Source organism: Citrobacter sp. 21OH12SH02A-Citro (assembly GCF_027919895.1).
Taxonomy (GTDB): Bacteria; Pseudomonadota; Gammaproteobacteria; order Enterobacterales; family Enterobacteriaceae; genus Citrobacter; species Citrobacter braakii.
The window spans coordinates 3,739,062-3,760,427 of sequence record NZ_CP114801.1; the positions used below are offsets into that span (position 1 = coordinate 3,739,062).

Sequence of the window (21,366 nt, forward strand, 5' to 3'; positions counted from 1 at the left end):
CTCTACCTGTTTAGCTGTTTCAATATTGTTTCAAAAGACTTTTCATTGCCTTCAAAAGGTATGACTTGCTTCATCGCTTTTCCAGGGCCTTTACCTTGTGAGTAATCCCATATATTGATGTGTGTGCCTTTTTCAGGATCATAATCAACACGCCAACCAACCTTTCCGTCGCTGGATTGCCGCCCTATGACTTTCCCATTACCAGCGCTGACTTCCAAACGTCCGATAACTGGCTTAGAGTCCGCTCCTAAATTACCTACAAGATCCAGTGCCTTGTTTCGAGCAGTTTCCCAGTTTTTCTCTGGCTTGAGGATTTGTTCAATTTTAGGCTGGGAATTCCCTTTAGCCTTACTAATTCCCCCAAATGCTGACGCCGCAGCGCTCGCGACTATTCCCGCCTGAACTTCATCCAGACCGTATTCTTTCTGGAGTGCTTCCGAGACTTTGTTGGTCGCGACAACCCCTTCGGACTGCATTTGCTGCGCAAAAGTCGCCGTCAGATCGTAGACCATCTTGATCGGGATATCTTCACCCAGAGCACGATCTATTGCCTGCTTCACCGCCAGACTGTCAGTCAGTACATCACCGTATTTCTGCTGGCAGGTTGCCGGGCTGGCTGCACAGTCACTGATCAGTTGCTTCTGCTGTGCCGTACTCAACTCTTCGTACTTTTTGATAATACCGCCGCAGTCACCGCCTTCCGCCTGACAGGACTTCATTTCAGCGGACCAGGCATCTATCTGCTTACTGCTAAGGTAGTTATTCTCAACTGAATTTTTACCAGACTGCGCCCCTGTTGTCGTGCTTTTCGAATCCCCCCCGGCCAGATTACCTGCCAGCCCGGATGCAATAGTCGCAAGATTGCTGACTAACTGCCTGTCACTTTCATCCAGCTCACTGACGTGCTTGCCCGGATACATCGTTTTCAGTATCGCATTTGCAGCAAGCTCTCCTGCCGCTGCGCCAGCCGCTCCGGCTGCTACATTGTTCCCCTGCATAGCCGCCGCAGCACCACCCAGTATCGCATGCGCGATGGCTTTAGCCGCGATATCATCCTCGCTGAGGCCCGCCTTATGGCCTATGATATTGGCAAGCTCCGGTGCCGATGCCCCCGCCAGCGCCGCGCCAATATTACCGCCAGCCAGCCCCTGCAGAGCGCCTACTGCAGCCTGAATACCCCGCTGCACGTCACTGCCCGTACCGTATTTCGTCTGCTCGGTTTTATATGCCGCTGAGTTCCGTAGTTGCGTCTGGTATCTTGCTTTTTCTTCATCACTGGCGTTCACATCCGGCTCAGGAATGCCTTCCTTTGCCAGTGCTTTTTTACCCGCGTTCAGGCCATTTATCTCACCTTGCGTCCGCGCGATATCCGCCGCCTGGTTACCTATCTGGGCTATCAGTTGCACTTCTTGCAGACGCCTCTGCTCTTTTTCCTTGTCAAAAATAGGACTGATGCTGCCGTTTGCATGCTCCGCATCCCGGCTCAGACCGGCGACATCCTGCTTCTGGTTTTCCGTGTCGCGAACAGTTAACGTCCCCTCACTCACCGCCGCCTGCGTTGTTCCTTCCGCATGCCCGCTGCTGCCACCTCCGGCAATCAGGGCGTTCGCCAGATTACCCGCGAACTGTTGACCAATACTGCCTCCCGTACTGATCCCTCCCCCCTGGTGATCCACTTTGTAATCTGCCTGATTGTGGATATCGCCAAAGCCCAGCGTGCCCGTATCCAGACTGTTTTTATCCGCTGAACCGGTAGAAGCAATGACCGCGCCATCCAGTTGGGTGTGCTTGCCCACGGTGATATCAAAGCCACCGTCTCCCGCGAATATCCCGCTCTGCTCCTGCACCGAATCATAGTCGCTCTTCATCCTGTCGCGGCTGGCATTGATACTCGCAGAAGCCGTCCCCGCGCCGAAGGTATATCCCACTCCTCCGCTCACGCTGTTCTGTTTGCTATCGTAGTGGTCGCTGTCCTGCGTACTGGTAATCGTCAGATCGCGGCCTACATCTGCCGTCACTTGATTGCCGTTGACCTGCGCACCAGCAAGCGTAGTGTCCCGCCCGCTGTTTATCGTGACCTGATTACCCGCATCCACCGTGGTTTCATTCTGCCAGGTGCCGTTGCCTTTCTCACGCCCTTTACTGCTGTTGGCGTTCGCCGAGACGCTGATCCCCGCGCCACCGGAACCCACACCGATACCCAGGCCAATACTGCCACCGCTGCTGCTGTTTTTACCGGTCGTCAGTTGCGTATCCTGCGAAGCGATAAGATTCACGTCACGTGTGGCATCCAGCACCACATCCTTACCGGCCTTCACTTCACTGCCTGCAATAGTAATATCGCTTCCTGTGGACGTGATATTGACGCTGTTGCCTGCGTTCAGAGTACTTCCCGTCGTTGAATCCTGCTCACTGTGGGAGGTCGATTTTGAGGACTGTGAGCCCAGAGAAGCACTGACACCTATCGTATTGGTATTGTCTTTAGCGGTCCCTTTCGCCTGATCCAGAGCCACAGCCTGCCCGGCCTGTACTCCGGAGAGAACTGCCTGCGTACCCTGCAGTGCCGCCAGTCGGGAATCGCTGCTTTGTTTTGCTCCCTGTGCTGCTGAAACCGCGCTGTTCACCGCACTGCCCGCAGTCCCCGACAGCGCCACCGTCAGTCCGCTGGTTTTCTGCTCAAACTTCTCATCACGTGTGCGTTTGTCATGACCCGGTTCAATAAGTACGCTGTCGCCGCGAACAGCAATATCTTTCTGGGCGATGATATCCGCGCCGCCGATATGTGCCTGCTGGCCTGAGGTGATACTGACGTTGCCCGCCGTTGAGCCGACAGTACTGAAGCTCTCGCTTTGGGTGGTGCCTTTTTCGCGCAGATCGTGCGTGGTTTTGCTGCTACCGATGGTGAAGCCTATCCCGCCTGACCCCATCAGGCCGCTCTTTTTAGTCTCTTTAAAGCGCCATGAGGTATCGGTATTGGTGGCGGCAACAATATCCACATTGTTGCCAGCCCCCAGCGCCACATTGCCGTCACCGGCAACGGCTGAGCCCTGTACCAAAATGTTATTCCCGGCGGTGACAGTCACATTGTTCCCACTCAGCAGCGCGCCTTTTTCCCGCGTAGCGCTGTCTTCTTCAATCGTATGGGTAGTCTTTTTACTGAGGAATCCTTTTTTGGTTTTCGTGGTTTCCTGGTAGTGATAATCGCTCTCTGTGGCGGTCGTGAGATTCACATCCCGGCCTGCCGTTACGCCGATATCGGCCTGTGCCGTAACATCTGCTGCCTGTGCGTTTACATCACGCCCGGCAATAATGACGGCGTCGCCGCCGCTGGCAATTTCCGTTCCCTGCTGGCGTACGGCGTCATTGACTACGGTTTTCTTCTTCGCACGATAGCTGTCGCCGTCGGTCGTTGCTTCAGCCAGCAGGTTGACATCTCGCCCGGCCAGCAGACCGACATCATCCTCCGCAGCCAGCCCAGCCGCATGGGAATTAATATCCTGACCCGCTTTCAACACCAGATTGTCACCCGCTGAAACGGTAGTACGGGAAAGCCCGGTGCTGTGCGATTCACTGCCCCCGTTACGGCTACTTTGCTGAGTGGTAGCTGCATTCAGATTGAGATCGTTACCCGCTGTTAGCTGAGCATTCCCTCCCGCTTTAACATCGCTGGCGGTGATATTGAGGTTATTCCCGGCATTGATACCGAGGTTACCGCCCGCGCTGATGGCGCTACCCTGCCAGTCTACTGACGACCGACCAGTCTCAGTTATCCAGCGTCCGGAGCGACTCCGGGCATCGTTAATCTGGTTGGCATTTACCGCAATATCCCCCCACGCATCCATCAGCAATGAGCCACCTGCAGAGAGATTCGCGCCAGTAACAGTGATATCTTTGCCTGCCGAGAGCGACAATCCGTCCTGCGCGGTTATCGATGCCGTAGCCCCCAGCAGAGTATCTTTAAAGCTCACATTGCGGTATTTGTCCCTGGCACTCACATCAATCTGTTCTGCCAGCGTCAGATTATTGATGTTGCCGCCCAGGCTTTCCAGCGCCACCGTTTTTCCGCTGATGGCGGAGCTGACGTTATTGATATCACCAATCGCGCTCAGGTCGAGGTTGCCCCCGGCCTGCATCAGACCATTGTTAAGGTTGTTAATACTGTTTTGGCTGTCGAGAGTGAGGTCGTTTCTCGCCAACAGCGTACTGCCGGAGTTGGTGATATTCCCGCTGGTAAGCTGAACATTATTCCCGGCAATGACGCTACCGTTGTTCACGGTGATATCTTTCGGCGAGAGATACAGCTTCGGTATCATTACCGTCTCACCGTTGACGGTGGCGGCTTCCCACCACAGCATGCTGTGCTCAAGGGACGCTATCTGATCTGCCGTCAGCGCCACCCCAAATTTCAGTCCCAGCGACTGCTGAGTGCTTGCAGCGCTATCCATCAGATAACGCATCTGGTCAAGGTCAGAACCAATGCCGTTGATGTATCGACTTCCCGTCTTATTCAGCATGGCGTTACTAACATAGCGGGTATCGAACGCCGCATCACCGAGGAAACGGTAGTCATATTCAGGGTTCAGTTTGAGACGATCGAGCATATAGGCCGATCCCAGGAACTGGTTTTGATCGGTATACGCAATATTGGTTTCACGCGGCGCTTCGCCAGGTTTGATACCCAGCATTGCATTCAAATCACCAAACAGGCTGGGATCGAGCTGACCAAGACCATTCAGTTTCGGGTTAACGTTGATCAGATACGGGCTTTTCGGATCGTCGGAGACGACGAAATACCCGTTCTTTCCGGAAGGCAACGGATAAGCGCTGGTATCCACCGTTTTGCCCTGATTTATCCCAGCGGCATTCACGCCCTTCTCGCCTGGGTTAATCAGGCCATTGAGTTGACCGAGGCTGGCGTTACCTTTCTGCGTGGTAGAAACAGGGTTGAGCGTAGCGTCTGATACGCCGCTGCTTTCCAGCGCGCCGCCGCCGTTAATCTTCTGCAATACGTCATGCAGTCGATCGTTCCACTGTGGAGAGCTGACACTTACCGTGTCATTGCCTGCCAGCGCCTGCTTTTGCACCCCATTACTGATGGTTTGGTTGCTGAGGGTGTTGAGGGTAGGGGTAACGATGGTATTGCTAACTCGCCCTGCGTTAGAAGTTGTGTTTTCGTTACCAATAGAGTCAGTAAAATTTGCTGTAACTTTGCCGCCTGCCTGAATCACCGAACGGTAAGTTTCACCTCCTTCCTGAACACGGTCATGCCCTTCAAGGCTAAATGATATTGTGCGTTCTTTAGGAAGCACAATAGTTTCACCTTTACTGTTTCTTCCCTCATTATAACGCGGAGGTAACACATCTATATTATTTACGGCAAATTTCTGACGTGAGTATTTCTCTGGGGTATAGGTATAAACCAGATAATCAGTAAGCGTCCCGGACTGCCAGCTCTGGTTATTTAATGTGCTTCCTGAAAGGTCGATATTATTATTTGCCAGAATAGTACTGGCTGCGTTATCCAGCGCGTTTGCGCCAATTGACAGATTTCGCCCTGATGAAATACGACCGGCGCCGCCAGAACTGGAAACCTCTGTTTTTACCTGGCTGGAAATGAATTTTTGCGTCGCGGTATCTTTGAACGGCGCGTAGTAATACTGATAATAATGGTGGTAGCTACAGGCTCCATGTGCGTTACAGGCTCCTGATTCTGTTGTGTAGGAATAACCATTAACACCATAGGATCCTGAAGGTAATTGGCTTATATCAACTTTTATTGTCGCATCACCTATCCCAGGAATACTGTTTGATCCAGCTATTTGTGTCTGGTTTGTTTTCAGCCCATCCCGCTGATTCAGCAGATGCCCGGTTTTGATGGTGATATCACCGTTCTGGGTTTCGATATTACCGGAGGTGTTGACCACTTCGCTGTTGGCATTTCCCGCCGCATCTCGCTGTATCCACAGATTGTTTCCCGCGAGGATATCGCCGCGCTGGTTGGTAATGGTGTTAGCATATAGCGCCAGATTATTTGCCGCGTACAACAGCGCCGTATTGACGATGGCACCCGGTGCATTGAGCGTCAGAGAGCCACGCGTTCCGGTGAAACCAGAGACTGAAATATTACCGCGACTGGTCAGCGTAATATCGCCGCCGCCCTGTAACGTTCCGGCGGTATTGAGCGCTACGCTGTCGCCGCTGAGATAACTGGCGCCGTTGCCAGTGGTGATTTGTCCATTATTGCTGAGCTGTCCGCCCGCCGTCAGGTTGAGCGATTGCCCCTGAAGCACGCTACGGTTGTCGATAGCGCCATCACTGGTAATGGTCAGCGTTTTACCCGCGGCAAAAGCGCTTTGCACAGTAAAGTCATTCACCAGTTTCAGCGTCAGATTACCCAGCGCAACCACCTGCCCCAACGCACCCAGCCCGTGACTTTCAACGGACAGATCGCCGCCGCTGAACAGTTTCCCTGCCGCATTCTGATTAATCTGGCTGGCATTAACACTCAGTTGCGAGGTGCCCAACAGCGTACCGTTATTTGTCAGTTGCGTGTATTTCACCGCCAATTGACCGGCCTGCGCCGTTCCCAGGTTGGTAAAACTGGTCCCTGCAAGCGTGGCGCTGTCAGCCAGCCAGTTCCCGCTATTGGTGGCCGTTGCTGCATTCAGAATCAGGTTTGCCGCCTGTAACCAGCCGGCGCCGGAATACTGCGGCGTGGTCAGCTTCATTCCCGCGCCAGAAAGCAGTTTGCCGTCATTGAGTGCGCGAGTTGTGGCGTTAAGATGGGTCTCTCCACCGCCCTGCATTAAACCGTAGTTGGACAGCACTGGCGTAGAAAGCGTCAGCCCCTGGCGGCTGACAATCTCCCCGGAAGCCTGGTTTATCAAATCACCGCTCAGCGACAGCGTTGCGCCATTATCCCCTTGCAGTCGTCCGCTGTTGGTCAATGCGCCGGTCGTCATGCCCAGCGTCGCCCCCTGAATTTTGCCCTCATTGGTGACTGACGCCGCAGTCAGATCCAACGCGCCCCCGCTCAGCATACTGCCCGCTTTCTGCTGCCTGACCGCGCCGTTCATGGCAAGCGTAAACGCATTTACGCCGCTAATCGCCGCACTGTTATCAAGGGTTGTCCCCTTCAGCGTAAGATTTTTCGCCGTCCATTGCCCGGCGTTAGCCAGAGAAAGCGCCTGTAGCGTCGCGTTACCAAGGGCAGTAATTTTGCTGCCCGCCGCAGACGTCAGGTTATTTGCGAGCGTAAGCTGCAGAGCGTCGGCGCTTTGTATTGCCCCGTTGTTTGTCAGCGTTTGCGCATTGAGCAAAACAGACTGCCCTTGCCACACGCCGTTATTCGTCACCTCGCCAGAAGAGAGTTTCAGCGTCCCCTGCGTCAGCAGTGAACCACCTGCTGCGTTAATCAATTCCTGTTGCGGTGAAGCCATCGCCATGCGCGCCATCAGACGCTGACGAGCCTCTAGCGTCAGGCTTTGCAGACCGGTCAGCGTCCCCTGATTGTGGATCCGGTTTTGCTGCAGGGTCAGGGTATTTCCCTGTACCGTGCCACTGTTATTAAGCTGCACGCCGTCTAGCGTTACGTCGCTTTCGCTGAGCAGCTTGCCGCTGTTATCAAGCTGCTGCGCGGTCAGTGACATTCCGCCATGACTCATCACTTCGCCTGATGTAGTAAGGCCGTTGTTTACATCAGCCGTCAGATTACCCAGGCTTATCAGCGATCCTTTGTGCAGCCAGTCATCTGCGGTCAGCGTAAGTTGCTGCCCCTGCAGCGTTCCCTGCGTCGTGATAGTGCCGGCATTGACGCTCAACGCGCCGCCGCTCAGCGTACGGGACGTAATGCCCGTCGTGAGCACATCGCCAGCCAGCGTAAGCCCATTCGTCCCCTGCCACAGGCCTGTATTGTTTAACGTCGAGGCTGCAAGTGTCAGCCTGTCACCGGTAATACGCCCGGCGCTGTTGATATCATCAGCCGTAAGCGTCAGTGCGCCGCCACTTTGAATGTGTCCGGGGTTGGTAAGTCGCCCGGACAGCTTGCCTTCCAGGCCATGCAAACCGTTAAACACGCCGCTGTTATTCAGCGAGTCGGCAGTGAATGTCAGGGTATCGCCTTGCAGTACGCCGGCGTTTTCCATCGCACCGGAATGCACCAGCAGCGCATTACCGGCCAGCCATTTACCTGCGGTATCCGTGATGAAGGTATTCGCAGAAACCGAGGTATTGTCGTTGCTCTGTACCAGACCGCTGTTACGGATTGATTTTCCATCCAGAGTGACACTTTTCGCCGCCAGCGTACCGCGGTTATCCAGGGATGCAGTATTCATCGACGCCCCCTGTTTCGCCACCATACTCCCCTGGTTTTCAACCGAGTTCGCCAGCGTCAGGTTCAGGGAATCGGCCTGAATATCACCTGCGTTAATTAATTTGCTGCCGCGCAGTGTGAAGTCGGTATTTGTCAGCAGCAGACCTTGGTTTTCCAGCGTGTCGAGCCCTAAATCCAACCCCGCGCCGCTAACCAGTTGTCCCTGCTGACCATTGAACATATTGCGGGTGGTGAGTTGTAGCGCCGAATTACCCTGCACAATGCCGTTATTCACCAGCTTCGGTGCGGAAATGCTCAGGGATTTTGCAGCAATCATTTCGTCGTTAAACAACTGTGCCGCAGCCAACTCAAACAGGTTGAGACTGCGCAGCGATCCCTGATTATCCAGTCGCCCGTTAGCCTTAATCTTCAGACTGTCCAGTGCCTGAACGCTGCCGCTATTGCGCAGGTTATCCAGTCTAATCGCCGCGGTACGGCCCTCTAGTTGGCCATCATTTTCAAAACGCTTTCCGCTGAGCTGTAGATCTTCACCGCTGGTCACCTGCCCACCAGCAAGGTTTGTAAAGCGATTCCCATCCCAGGCGAGCGCCTGATTCCCCTGCAGGATCCCACTGTTGCTGAGATCGCCGTGTAATGCCAGCACCTTCGCTGCCAGCATTCCGCTGTTATTCACGCTGGCGGCATGCACGGTCATACCTTGTTGACTGAGTACTTTTCCCTGGTTAGTGAACGCGTCGTGTACTGTTGCCGTTACCCCCGTTTCTCCCAACGCATTACCGCTATTTTGCCACGTATTTGCTTCCAGATTCAGCGTACCGCCCTGCAGCAAGCCAGTGTTGTGGAGAGTCTGATTCTTAAGACTTAATTCACCCACCGACAACACATTACCGTCGTTATTCACGTCCTGACTGTTCAGTGCGAGCGTATCGGCGGCCATGAGTCCGAGGTTATCTGTCTGCTGTCCGTGAACAGATAATGACGTGTCAGCCAGCAGGCGTCCCGCGGCTTCGTTTTTTATCGTCGCATATTCACTTTGCAGATTAACGCCGTTAATTTCTCCGCCGTTAACCAACTGGCGACCGTTGAGGTGCAATGAACCGTCGGTTGTAATCAACCCATGGTTAGCCAGATACGGTATATCCAGCGCTAGAGATGCTTTGCTGTAGAGTGAGCCGCCGCTGAGGTTTTCCAGTCTGTCGGTATACAGGTTCAGCGCGGTGTTGCCCTGCATCAGACCGCTGTTCACGACATGCTGACTCTGGAGAGTTAACGTGTCGGCGATCAGAGAGCCGCTGCTGGCGAGTCCATCAGATGCAATAATCGAGATACGTTCGGCGCTGGCGCTACCGCTATGGGTCAGCGTTGTCCCACTGAGCGCCAGAGTATCGGCCAGCAGATCTCCATGGTTATCAACTGACTGCTGCGCGCTGAAACCGACGCGTTCCCCAGTGGATTTCCCGCCATGACTGAGCCTGTCAGCCGTCACATCCAACGAACCTTTTGCCGCCTGTACGCCGTTCAGCGTCACGTTGTTGCCCGTAATCGCAAGGTCCAGACCGCTCTGCAAATGACCGTCTTTGCCAGTAGTCAACTGCTTTGCGCCGACATTAAGCGCACCAGCGGCATTAACCTGACCGTTCAGGTTAAGGTTTTGCGTAACGTTTAACTGTATGTCCTGTTGCCCGGCGATCAGCGAATCTTTCGCGGCGGTGAGGTTTTCAGCATTGACCGTTACTCCCTGGTTGCCAGAGAGGACGCCATGTTGTTCAACTGTCGCGGCCTGCACCGTTAATGTGCCATCAGAGAGCAACTTTCCACCATTACTCAGCGTGGCATCAGCCCGGATATCCGCATCGTTTTTCGCGCTCAGGATCCCCTGCTGGTTCAGCGCTACCGTTTGTACTGAAAGCTGGCCGCCGCTCGCCAGCGTACCCATATTATCCAGCGCCCCGCTGTTGACCGATACGCTGTTACCCTGCATCAGACCTGCGTTGTTAAGGCTGCTGACAGAAACATCAAGACTGCCATTTGCAGCCAGTTGACCACCATTAACGAGGGGCCCACCAGAAAGGGACAACGCGCCTCCCGCATTGACCTGTCCCTGGTTGTTCATGTCGCTACCGGTCAGGCTTAATGCGCCCTTCGCATCGGCACGACTGGCGTTATTCAGAGCTATGCGCTGTGCCTTCAGCGTTAATCCGTTACCTGCTGAGAGCAATCCCCCCTGCGCCGACAGTTCGCCTTGACTGTTAAGGCTGACATCAGTATCACTCCCCAGTGTGGAACGGGTCAGCGCCAGCCCATTAGTACCCGTAACATGCATTTTTTCTTTACTGGTCAGGCTGCCGTCGGTGATTTTCAGCGAACCGTCACTGCGCAGTGAGGTGTTTTTCTGGCTAACCAAAGTGGTTGCCGCAATGGCTACATCCTGTTTAGCAGCCACCTGCAACTCGCCAGCTGCGGCAACCCCGCCCCCCTCGATCGTCACCTTGCCATCGCTGCCCAACTGCACGCCTGCGCCGCTGGAGAGATTTGCATTCTGTAACGCTAACGCCCCGGTGCTGTTGATGACCATCCCGCTTCCGGTCTTATGACTGCCGGTCAACGTGACGCCTTCGCCACTGGCGGATAGACCACCATTTGCCAGACTGTTGCCGATCGTTAATTTCCCGTTAGCATTGAGGGTGATATCACCCTGACGGGCATTCAGATTCCCGAGGTTGACCCCCAGCCCTTTCTCGCTGGAGACCAGATGAATTCGATTAGCATACATGCCGCCTAACGCACCGGTGTCTACCGCAATTTTCGGTGCTTCCCCTTCGCCATTCAGCGGGCTCACCTGGCCATTCGCCGCCACGCGATTCGCGCCGGCGATAACCGTCAGATCCTTGGCGTGCAGCGCAGCATTAATTTCCGTGGCACGGGCAATAATCGACACCGCATCGCTCTGACTACCATCCAGCCCCTTACCTTCTATGGTAATGCTGCCCTTGCTTACATCCAGCGACTGTAGGTTGCCGTTGGCATCCAACACGGGTTTACCGGTGGTCAGCGTGGCGTTAGGCGTGTTGATAAATCCACAACCATTACAGGTAATGCCATAGGGGTTGGCAACCATGACGTTGGCAGCTTTCCCCGCGACTTCGGTATAGCCCTGAAGCTGCGAACGGTTAGCGCCGGTAACTTCGTTGATGATCCCTGAAGCTTCCTTTCCCGGTTGCAGGTTCGGGTTATTCTGGATGATGCCGCCGAGCTGGGTCTGGGTAAATTGCCCGGTCGCGTTGTTGAGGATCAGCCCCTCTTTTCCCACGTTGTAGTCGTTATATTTATTGTGTGAAATCCCGGACTGGTTCGGCGTGGCAATATTCACCACCGGAACACCATTGGCGGCTTTATCCATCTGCGTATTGCCTTCAGGCGTGATGGCGGCGGCCATCGCTGGGAGCAGTGGTTGGGTAGCCAACAGGAAACTCAACATGCCACTTAGCAAACGCTGGGAAAAACGAACCTGATCCTTTTTCATCACCCTTATTCCTTAAAATGCCACCGCAACGCGGTAATACACATTGAGATGATCCGGCGCCAGCCAGTCCGGATAGTTAACTGGCGTTCCTACGGTAAACTGACTGGAAAACCAGCGCCCTGAACTGGTTAATCCCAGCGCAGCCCCCCACAACGTGCCGGAGGCATAGCTATCAACGTTATCCTGTTTCAGCCAGCCGCCGTCGAATGCCGCTATCGCGCCAATCTGTCCCAGCACCGGCAGCGTAAATAGCGAATAATTCACTTCATTGCGCCAGTAGCCGCCGTTATCTCCAGAAATGTACTGTTCTTTAAAACCGCGAACGGAGGTTTCTCCGCCCAGCGTCAGGCGTTCACTTCCATAGAGTCGGTCTGGAGACCATTGAAAATACACGCTGCTTAGCCACCACAGTTTCTCTGCCAACGGGCGCTGGAAACTACCGCTGACGCTCCATTTGCGAAATTCCGCCCTTGGCACATCACCCTGTTTATCGTTGTCATCCTCTGCGCCAAACCATGGCACGCCCTGGGTGAATGAAGGGTTAAACGTCGCAACGCCGGAAGCAATTTTTTGCGTATGGTTGATGCCCAGCGAAACGCTGGAAAGCTTGCGACTACTGGTTTCCAGCAGGATATCATTCAATTTGTTACGGTTAATTCGATGCGTCAAACCCAGCGATGCAGCGGTTTTGACATCACCATTGCGAAACAAAACCCAGGATCCGTTCAGACGATGGGTTTCGCTATCTCCGGTGGAACGCCAGGCATAACCATTGTTATCAATCGTGCTGAGGTAGTTACTCCAGCTGTAGTTGTAATCAAGCAGTCCGTAGCCGTAAGGAATACTCACGCCGGCCGCAAAGTTCTGCGCATCTTTGCTGCTGGAAAAATCGCTACTGCGTCCGCCGCTAATAAACCATTTATCCGCCAGGCCGAGCATATTATTGAAAAATAGCGCACCACTGAGCTGTCCGGTTCCGGTGCTCTTTTGTCCACTGTTATCAAAACTAACTGAGCCATTGAGTGGAAATTCAGGCGTGGCGGTGAGGTTAACTATTGAGAACCCCTGCTGACTGCCCGGCAAAATTTCAATTTCCACCGGCGTCTGGCGAACCCGGTTCAACTGCTCCATCCCCTGTTCAATGTCACGCAGATTGAGAATTTTTCCTTCCATTCCGGGAAAGGTCATCAGCAGAGTGCGCGATGGGACGCCTTCCAGACGTATTTGCTGCAATTTACCCTCAAGCACCGCAATGTGCAGCACCCCGGATGAGAGATCCTGTTCGGTTAAAAAGGCACGACTGGTGATGTAGCCTCGACTGATATACCAGTCGGAAATTGCATTTGTCAGTTCCGTAAGGCGGGGAATATTCAGGCATTGATTCACCCATGGCGCGGTAAGCTTTGCCGAGGCAGCGGCGGACAACTTCGTTGCGCCGTCAATATCAATACGCGAAATCATAAAACACGGCCCTTCAGTCTGGGCTGGCGTTTTCGGCGTTACGATTTCGGGTAGCGTAACGCTACGCTCCAGCTCTTCACGCTGGCGCTGGTTTTCATTAAGTCGCTGCTGCTGTTGCTGCTGAATGGTATTCCGATCCGCAGGAGAGAGTGGCGCCGCAGAAACAGTTGTGAACGGCAAAATTAACATCCCAATTAATATTGCCAACTTTCTTTCATCCCTGAACTTCACCCCACCCCCCATAAAAGTACGAAAGCGAACTTGACTGTAAAGCACAGCCGATCCTTGTAAAAAAGCACAAAATGTAAACAAAAGTAAAGACATTAAGTGCTATTTCACTTCATTCCAATTGCATTTTAGGATTTCTTATGCTCTTAAGTTAAATTATTCTTACTCTGTTGACCTAATCCCATCGCAAATCGCCCATTTACCCACATTAACGATCTGGACAATACGCTACGATGACGCCACTCGCATCGTGCTAACAGACACACCTCCCCGGCACTAAATAAGCGGAATCCGCAATACCTGGAAATTGTACTATTATCGCTTAACTTAATTGTCGTAAAGTAATAGCGTTAAAAAACATGGAATAATTAGAAATGAATACCAGCATAATTAAACCTTCCGCGATCGTTCTTTTCTTCCTTATTCTGGCAATACTCAATGGTTTTATTGCAACCCTGGGTTTATTCTTGTCGATTTATACCTTGTGTAAATTTCGTTCCGACGAATACAGCCCATATCAGTATTTTTTAGCAACCACTTCCCTTATTTTAACAATTATGCCTTTTGTTTTAATAGAGCTCACCAAAACAGATGGGAAGGATTACTCTGCGCAAATAGATCTAGCGGTATTTAACAGCTCATCCCCTGAAACCTGCCCTACCATTAACGAGCACTTTCGTGACAGATACGACACTGTTATAAAAAGAATCCCCTCTGCTTGTGGAACCGAGCGTATCAAGGATGTTGAATATTTGTCGAAGGGACTCTACATTACTTTCTATTCAGCAATTTTTTCCCCTGTCTCAGTCGCCGCATATTTCCTCCCACAACCAGAAGTCGTCAACACATGCCAAAAATACGTAAAAGAGTATGCTGAAATATGCTCTCCAATAAAAGGTTCAGAACTGGATCAAACAATAAATAAAATCCTTGAACTGAAGCCCCGGAATGTTAAAACAGCCACTGCAGAATAATATCAGGAGAAGGGAACGCTTAACGTTGAGAGTTTAGCCACGTTTTTGCGCCAGCCAGATGGTATGCCCGGCGCAGTGCGGATCTTCCATCACCATCTCTACCACCACAAAACCGTGCGCTGACAGCAATGCGCGGTATTCATCCGGCGCGAGGCTGGCGTGAAACAGCGGTTCGCCCTCAAATTGCCCCATCGCGATACCGTTTTCCGTCCCGCTGGTAAACATCAGCGCGCTGCCGGGACGGCTGAGTCGGTCAAAAATCGGGAACATCTTTTGCTGATCCTGCTGAGTTAAATGGAAAAAGCTGTCCCAGGCGATCAGACCATCGAAAGTCTCGTTAAGTCCCAGCTCGCGCATATCCTGCGCCAGCCAGCGCTGTGCGGGAAAAGAGTGCCGGGCCCGCGCCAGCATCGCCGCAGAACCATCAATTCCCGTAAGCGGAAAGCCTTGCTGAATAAAATAACCAGCAATCGGCTGACCGTTGCCGCAGCCAATATCCACAATGCTGCCTTGCCCGCCCATCACGGTAATGAACTTATCCAGCCAGCTTTTCTCGAACAGTGCGCGTGAACGCTGGCTGGCAAAGGCCTCCGCATGATGTTGGTAGATGGACAGAATGTTGTTTGCCGCAGAGTCGCTCACGATGTCCTCACTTTTTTATTCTGTTAAGCATCACGACGATAAATCCTCCAGGACACGATTTGCAACCCTGGAATGCGCCTCGCAGAACCAATGCGCAAATACCCCAAAACCGTCCCGCTGTGGCATCATAGCGCGCAGATAACGTCATGACAGGGGTGATAAACGTGAAACCGGTAACGCTATACGATGTGGCAGACCATGCAGGAGTCTCTTACCAGACCGTCTCGCGCGTCGTGAATCAGGCCAGCCACGTTTCCGCAAAAACCCGACAGAAAGTTGAGGCCGCGATGGCGGAGCTCAATTACATCCCCAACCGTGTCGCACAGCAGCTGGCGGGCAAACAGACGCCGCTGATTGGCGTCGTGACGGCGAACCTTGCCCTGCACGCCCCCTCGCAAATCGTTGCCGCCATAAAATCCCGCGCCGACCAGTCCGGGGCCAGCGTGGTGATCGCCATGGTCGAACGTAGCGGCGTTGAGGCATGTAAAGCCGCAGTCCACAACCTGCTTTCTCAACGCGTAACCGGGCTTATCATCAACTACCCGCTGGATGAAGAAGACGCCATTGCCGTGGCTGCCGCCTGCGGTACGGTGCCGGTACTGTTTCTCGATGTCTCAGATCAGACGCCAATTAACAGCGTGATTTTCTCCCATGACGACGGCGCACGTCTCGGCGTTGAACATCTGGTGCAGCATGGGCATCAGCGTATCGCCCTGCTGAGCGGGCCACACACTTCGGTTTCGGCAAGGCTTCGCCATGCGGGGTGGCATAAATATCTGGCGCACTACCAGCTGCAACCCACCGCGGAGCTGGAAGGCGACTGGAGCGCGATGTCAGGTTTTCAGCAAACGCTGCATATGCTTAATGGTGGTAATCTCCCCACCGCCATGCTGGTCGCTAACGATCAAATGGCGCTGGGCGCGATGCGGGCAATCAGCGAGTTCGGTCTGCGGGTGGCGGTTGATATCTCGGTGATCGGCTACGATGACACCGAAGACAGCGCCTGCTACATCCCACCACTGACCACCATCAGGCAGGATTTTCCGTTACTGGGTGAAACCAGCGTCGACAGACTGCTGCAACTTCCCCGTGGGACCTCAAGCGTGGGCAACCAACTGCTGCCCGTAACCCTGGTTAAGCGCAATACGGTACTGCCTCCCGATACGCAAACCCCCTCACCCCAGGTACTGGCCGACTCACTGATCCAGCTAGCGCGGCAAGTTTCGCAGCTCACACCCAAATTGTGAACGCATAACAATTATGTGAGTCAGTTCACTCATTGAGCGCCCCGTCCTTTACAGCTGGGATCGCTTATTCGTATTTTGATTGAAATTGTGAGCGAATAACAAATTCAAACAGGATACCGTTATGAACCTGAACACAGATTCACTCTCCGCTGTACTGGCCCGCCGTGACTGGGAAAATCCCGGCGTCACGCAGCTCAACCGCCTGGAGGCGCACCCGCCGTTTTGTAGCTGGCACTCAGCGGATGATGCGCGCACCAATCAGCGATCAACTCAGTTACGCTCGCTGAATGGCAAGTGGCAGTTCGCCTGGTTTTCCGCGCCTGAGGCCGTGCCGGAAAGCTGGCTGACGAGCGATCTGCCACAGGCTGATACTATCAACGTCCCCTCTAACTGGCAGATGGACGGTTACGACGCGCCAATTTATACCAACGTCACCTACCCGATCCCGGTTAACCCCCCGTACGTTCCAGCGCAGAATCCGACAGGATGTTACTCGCTCACATTTAATATCGAAGACGCGTGGTTAGATGAAGGTCAGACGCGCATTATTTTTGACGGGGTGAATTCCGCGTTTCATCTGTGGTGTAACGGTCGCTGGGTTGGCTACGGTCAGGACAGCCGCCTGCCGTCTGAATTCGATCTTAGCGATTATCTGCTGCCAGGCGAAAACCGCCTGGCAGTGATGGTGCTGCGCTGGAGCGACGGCAGTTATCTGGAAGACCAGGACATGTGGCGCATGAGCGGGATCTTTCGCGATGTATCTTTGCTGCATAAGCCCGCTACGCAAATCCGCGACCTGCGCATTAACACCCATTTTAACGACGATTTCAGCCGCGCCACGCTGGAAACAGAAGTCAGAGTGGCGGGCAACGAGAGCGAAGATTTACGCGTCACTCTGCAATTGTGGGACGGTGAAACGCTCACTCACGAAACGACTTCCCCGCTCGGCAGCGAAATTATTGATGAACGCGGCGCTTATCATGATCGGGTTACCCTGCGTCTGAACGTCGAAAACCCGGCGCTGTGGAGTGCCGAAACGCCTAATCTGTACCGCGCTGTGGTCCAGTTACGTACCGCTGACGGAGCGCTGATTGAAGCGGAAGCCTGTGATGTCGGCTTTCGTCAGGTTCGTATTGAAAACGGCCTGCTGTTACTCAACGGTAAGCCGCTGTTGATTCGCGGCACCAACCGTCATGAGCACCATCCGGTCAACGGTCAGGTGATGGACGAGGCGACGATGGTGCAGGATATTCTGCTGATGAAGCAGAACAACTTTAACGCCGTGCGCTGCTCCCATTACCCGAACCATCCATTGTGGTACACCCTGTGCGATCGCTACGGCCTGTATGTGGTCGACGAAGCCAACATTGAAACCCACGGCATGGTGCCGATGAATCGCCTCACCGACGATCCCGCATGGCTGCCAGCCATGAGCCAGCGCGTCACGCGCATGGTGCAACGCGATCGCAACCACCCGAGCATCATCATCTGGTCACTGGGCAATGAATCCGGGCATGGCGCCAACCATGACGCGCTCTACCGCTGGATAAAATCAGAAGATCCGTCCCGCCCGGTACAGTATGAAGGCGGCGGCGCAAATACCACGGCAACCGACATTATTTGCCCAATGTACGCCCGCGTCGATCAGGATCAGCCCTTCCCCGCGGTACCCAAATGGTCGATTAAAAAGTGGCTGTCGATGCCCGGCGAACAGCGTCCGCTGATCCTCTGCGAATACGCCCACGCCATGGGCAACAGTTTTGGCGGCTTCGCCAAATACTGGCAAGCGTTCCGTCAATTTCCGCGCCTACAGGGCGGGTTTGTCTGGGACTGGGTAGATCAGTCGCTGATTAAATATGATGAGAACGGCAAAGCATGGTCTGCCTACGGTGGTGATTTTGGCGACACGCCTAACGATCGTCAATTTTGCATGAACGGCCTGGTGTTCGCCGATCGCACCCCGCATCCGGCATTATACGAGGCCAAACATGTGCAGCAGTTTTTCCAGTTTACGCTGCTGCCGGGACCCAAACGCCAGATTGAAGTAACCAGCGAATATCTGTTCCGCCACAGCGATAACGAGGTTCTGCACTGGTCGATTGCCCAGGATGGCAACCCGCTGGCCGCCGGAGAAATCGTGCTGGATATCGCCCCACAGAGTCGCCAGGTGATTACACTGCCAGATGTCCCGCTGCCGGAAACCGCCGGCCAGCTATGGCTAACGGTACGCGTAGAGCAACCTCAGGCCACCGCATGGTCAGATGCCGGGCACATTAGCGCCTGGCAACAATGGAAGCTGGAAGAGAAACTCAGCCTGGCGCCACGGCCAACTGCCCGTACCGCACCACAGCTGAACGTGAGCGAAAACACCTTTACTGTTGAGATCAACGACAAGCGCTGGCAATTCGACCGTCAGTCTGGCCTGCTGACACAGTACTGGATTGGCGACGCAGCTCAGCTGTTAACCCCGCTTACTGACCAGTTCACCCGCGCGCCGCTGGACAACGACATCGGCGTGAGCGAGTCAACCCGCATCGACCCTAACGCCTGGGTCGAACGCTGGAAAGCCGCCGGTCATTATCTGGTCGAAGCAACGTTACTGCACTGTGCTGCCGACACGCTAAGCCATGCGGTACTGATCGCCACCGAACATGCGTGGCAGTATCAGGGCGAAACGCTGTTCGTCAGCCGAAAAAGCTATCGCATTGACGGCAATGGTGAGATGCAGATAACGGTGGATGTCGACGTCGCCAGCGGCACGCCACATCCGGCCCGCATCGGCCTGAGCTGCCAACTGGCGCAGATCGCTGAGCGGGTGAACTGGTTAGGTCTCGGCCCACATGAGAACTACCCGGATCGCCTGAGCGCCGCCTGTTTTGATCGTTGGGATTTGTCGCTTGATGAGATGTACACCCCGTATGTTTTCCCTGGCGAAAACGGTCTGCGCTGCAACACGCGTGAGCTACGCTACGGCGAACATCAATGGCGAGGGAACTTCCTGTTCAACATCAGCCGCTTTAGCCAGAAGCAACTGATGGAAACCAGCCACCGCCATCTGCTGCAACCGGAGGCAGGTACCTGGGTCAATATTGATGGCTTCCATATGGGCGTGGGCGGTGACGACTCCTGGAGTCCTTCCGTTTCACCAGAGTTCCTGCTGAGTGCCGGACGCTACCACTACCAGCTGGTCTGGGGTCAAAAATAATAATAATCGGGCAGGTTCCCCCCTGCCCGCATTCATCGTAAGGAAGTCCATTATGTATTATTTGAAAAACACTAACTTTTGGATGTTCGGCTTCTTCTTTTTCTTTTACTTTTTCATTATGGGTGCCTATTTCCCCTTCTTCCCTATCTGGTTACACGATGTAAACCATATCAGTAAAGGTGACACCGGGATCATTTTCGCCTGTATTTCACTATTTTCATTATTATTCCAGCCTGTTTTCGGACTGCTTTCCGATAAGCTTGGCCTGCGTAAACACCTGCTGTGGGTAATTACCGGAATGCTGGTAATGTTTGCCCCATTCTTTATTTACGTCTTTGGCCCGTTATTACAGGCTAATATTTTACTGGGTTCGATTGTCGGCGGGATTTACCTTGGCTTTATCTACAATGCCGGCGCCCCGGCGATTGAAGCCTATATTGAAAAAGCCAGCCGCCGAAGCAATTTTGAATTTGGTCGCGCGCGCATGTTTGGCTGCGTGGGCTGGGCGCTGTGCGCCTCAATTGCCGGGATTATGTTCACCATCAATAACCAGTTTGTCTTCTGGTTAGGTTCCGGCTGTGCGGTCATTCTGGCATTGCTGCTGCTCTTTTCAAAAACAGATGTCCCCTCTTCTGCAAAAGTTGCGGATGCGGTAGGCGCCAACAACTCAGCATTCAGTCTGAAGCTGGCGCTGGAGTTATTTAAACAACCGAAACTCTGGTTCCTCTCCCTGTACGTGGTCGGCGTTTCCTGTACGTATGAAGTGTTTGACCAGCAGTTCGCCAACTTCTTTACCTCGTTCTTTGCCACCGGCGAACAGGGTACCCGTGTGTTTGGCTACGTCACGACCATGGGGGAATTACTTAATGCCTCTATCATGTTCTTTGCGCCGCTGATTGTGAACCGCATTGGCGGAAAGAACGCCCTACTGCTGGCCGGTGCGATAATGTCGGTGCGGATCATCGGCTCCTCCTTCGCCACCTCTGCGCTGGAGGTCGTCATTCTCAAAACGCTGCATATGTTTGAAATACCGTTCCTGATCGTCGGTTGCTTCAAATACATCACCAGTCAGTTTGAAGTGCGCTTCTCGGCCACAATTTACCTGGTGTGCTTCTGTTTCTTCAAACAGTTAGCAATGATTTTCATGTCAGTTCTGGCCGGAAAAATGTATGAAAGTATTGGTTTCCAGGGGGCGTATCTGGTGCTGGGGATAATTGCGCTAAGCTTCACGTTGATTTCCGTATTTACCCTAAGTGGACCGGGGCCGTTTTCTCTGCTGCGTCGTCGCGAAAGCGTCACGCTGTAAAAGCCTCTTTGCCGGATACACCACTCACGTGGTTTATCCGGCCTTCGATGTGCCATCCTCACACGATGAGTCCTGACCTGGTGGTTTAAGTTCCGAGGACAACACGCCGCTTTTTTATCGTTATGGTAAAACGGGGCGAGAAGCCAGGTCATAGCATGAGCAAAAAGACGGTTGCGGTAACAACGCTCTTTATCAGCGTATTACTTACAGGATGTGGCAGCATTGATGCGCGCACGGCAGGCGAGGATTCAGATACGTATTACGTGGGTATGCGCCATGATATTGATAAACTAAAAAACCCGGGCGCTTACGATTATAACTATTTCGATTTAGCGCTGTTATTTGTTGATGTGCCGTTATCGTTCGTGGCCGATACGGTTTATGCGCCGTTTGATTACTATCACGGGCCGTATAAGAAAGTTGATTAGAACGTAGGCCCGGTAAGCAT

Annotated in this window: 8 protein-coding genes; 5 read left to right on the plus strand and 3 right to left on the minus strand. The window is 53.6% G+C overall.

What is annotated here, in order from left to right:
• Positions 1-2: 2 nt before the first annotated feature.
• Both O6D90_RS18280 and O6D90_RS18285 read right to left on the minus strand, forming a co-directional pair.
• Positions 3-11,855, minus strand: coding sequence for a hemagglutinin repeat-containing protein (locus O6D90_RS18280; RefSeq protein ID WP_271143181.1), 11,853 nt, complete (start codon positions 11,853-11,855; stop codon positions 3-5).
• A gap of 12 nt (positions 11,856-11,867) precedes the next feature.
• Positions 11,868-13,505 carry a ShlB/FhaC/HecB family hemolysin secretion/activation protein gene (locus O6D90_RS18285; RefSeq protein ID WP_225836947.1) on the minus strand — a complete coding sequence of 546 codons (1,638 nt, stop codon included), beginning with the start codon at positions 13,503-13,505 and terminating at the stop codon, positions 11,868-11,870.
• 413 nt (positions 13,506-13,918) lie between these two features.
• On the opposite strand from O6D90_RS18285, the gene O6D90_RS18290 reads away from it, so the two are divergent.
• Complete coding sequence (locus O6D90_RS18290; protein WP_016155804.1) at positions 13,919-14,518, plus strand: hypothetical protein; 600 nt, start codon at positions 13,919-13,921, stop codon at positions 14,516-14,518.
• A 33-nt stretch (positions 14,519-14,551) separates the two neighbouring features.
• On the opposite strand, the gene O6D90_RS18295 is transcribed toward O6D90_RS18290, so the two are convergent.
• Positions 14,552-15,160 carry a class I SAM-dependent DNA methyltransferase gene (locus O6D90_RS18295; protein ID WP_016155803.1) on the minus strand — a complete coding sequence of 203 codons (609 nt, stop codon included), beginning with the start codon at positions 15,158-15,160 and terminating at the stop codon, positions 14,552-14,554.
• Positions 15,161-15,324: 164 nt separating this feature from the next.
• On the opposite strand from O6D90_RS18295, the gene O6D90_RS18300 reads away from it, so the two are divergent.
• The 4 genes from O6D90_RS18300 to O6D90_RS18315 all read left to right on the plus strand — a co-directional run bounded on the left by O6D90_RS18300 (position 15,325) and on the right by O6D90_RS18315 (position 21,346).
• Positions 15,325-16,407 (plus strand): LacI family DNA-binding transcriptional regulator, encoded by a 1,083-nt coding sequence (locus O6D90_RS18300; RefSeq protein WP_016155802.1) that lies wholly within the window; start codon positions 15,325-15,327, stop codon positions 16,405-16,407.
• Positions 16,408-16,528: 121 nt separating this feature from the next.
• On the plus strand, positions 16,529-19,612 hold the full coding sequence (locus O6D90_RS18305) for a beta-galactosidase (protein ID WP_016155801.1): 3,084 nt from the start codon (positions 16,529-16,531) through the stop codon (positions 19,610-19,612).
• A gap of 52 nt (positions 19,613-19,664) precedes the next feature.
• Entirely contained in the window at positions 19,665-20,918 is a 1,254-nt protein-coding gene (locus O6D90_RS18310) for an MFS transporter (protein WP_016155800.1), read from the plus strand.
• Positions 20,919-21,073: 155 nt separating this feature from the next.
• Positions 21,074-21,346 carry a YceK/YidQ family lipoprotein gene (locus tag O6D90_RS18315; RefSeq protein WP_016151950.1) on the plus strand — a complete coding sequence of 91 codons (273 nt, stop codon included), beginning with the start codon at positions 21,074-21,076 and terminating at the stop codon, positions 21,344-21,346.
• The last annotated feature ends 20 nt before the right edge of the window (positions 21,347-21,366 follow it).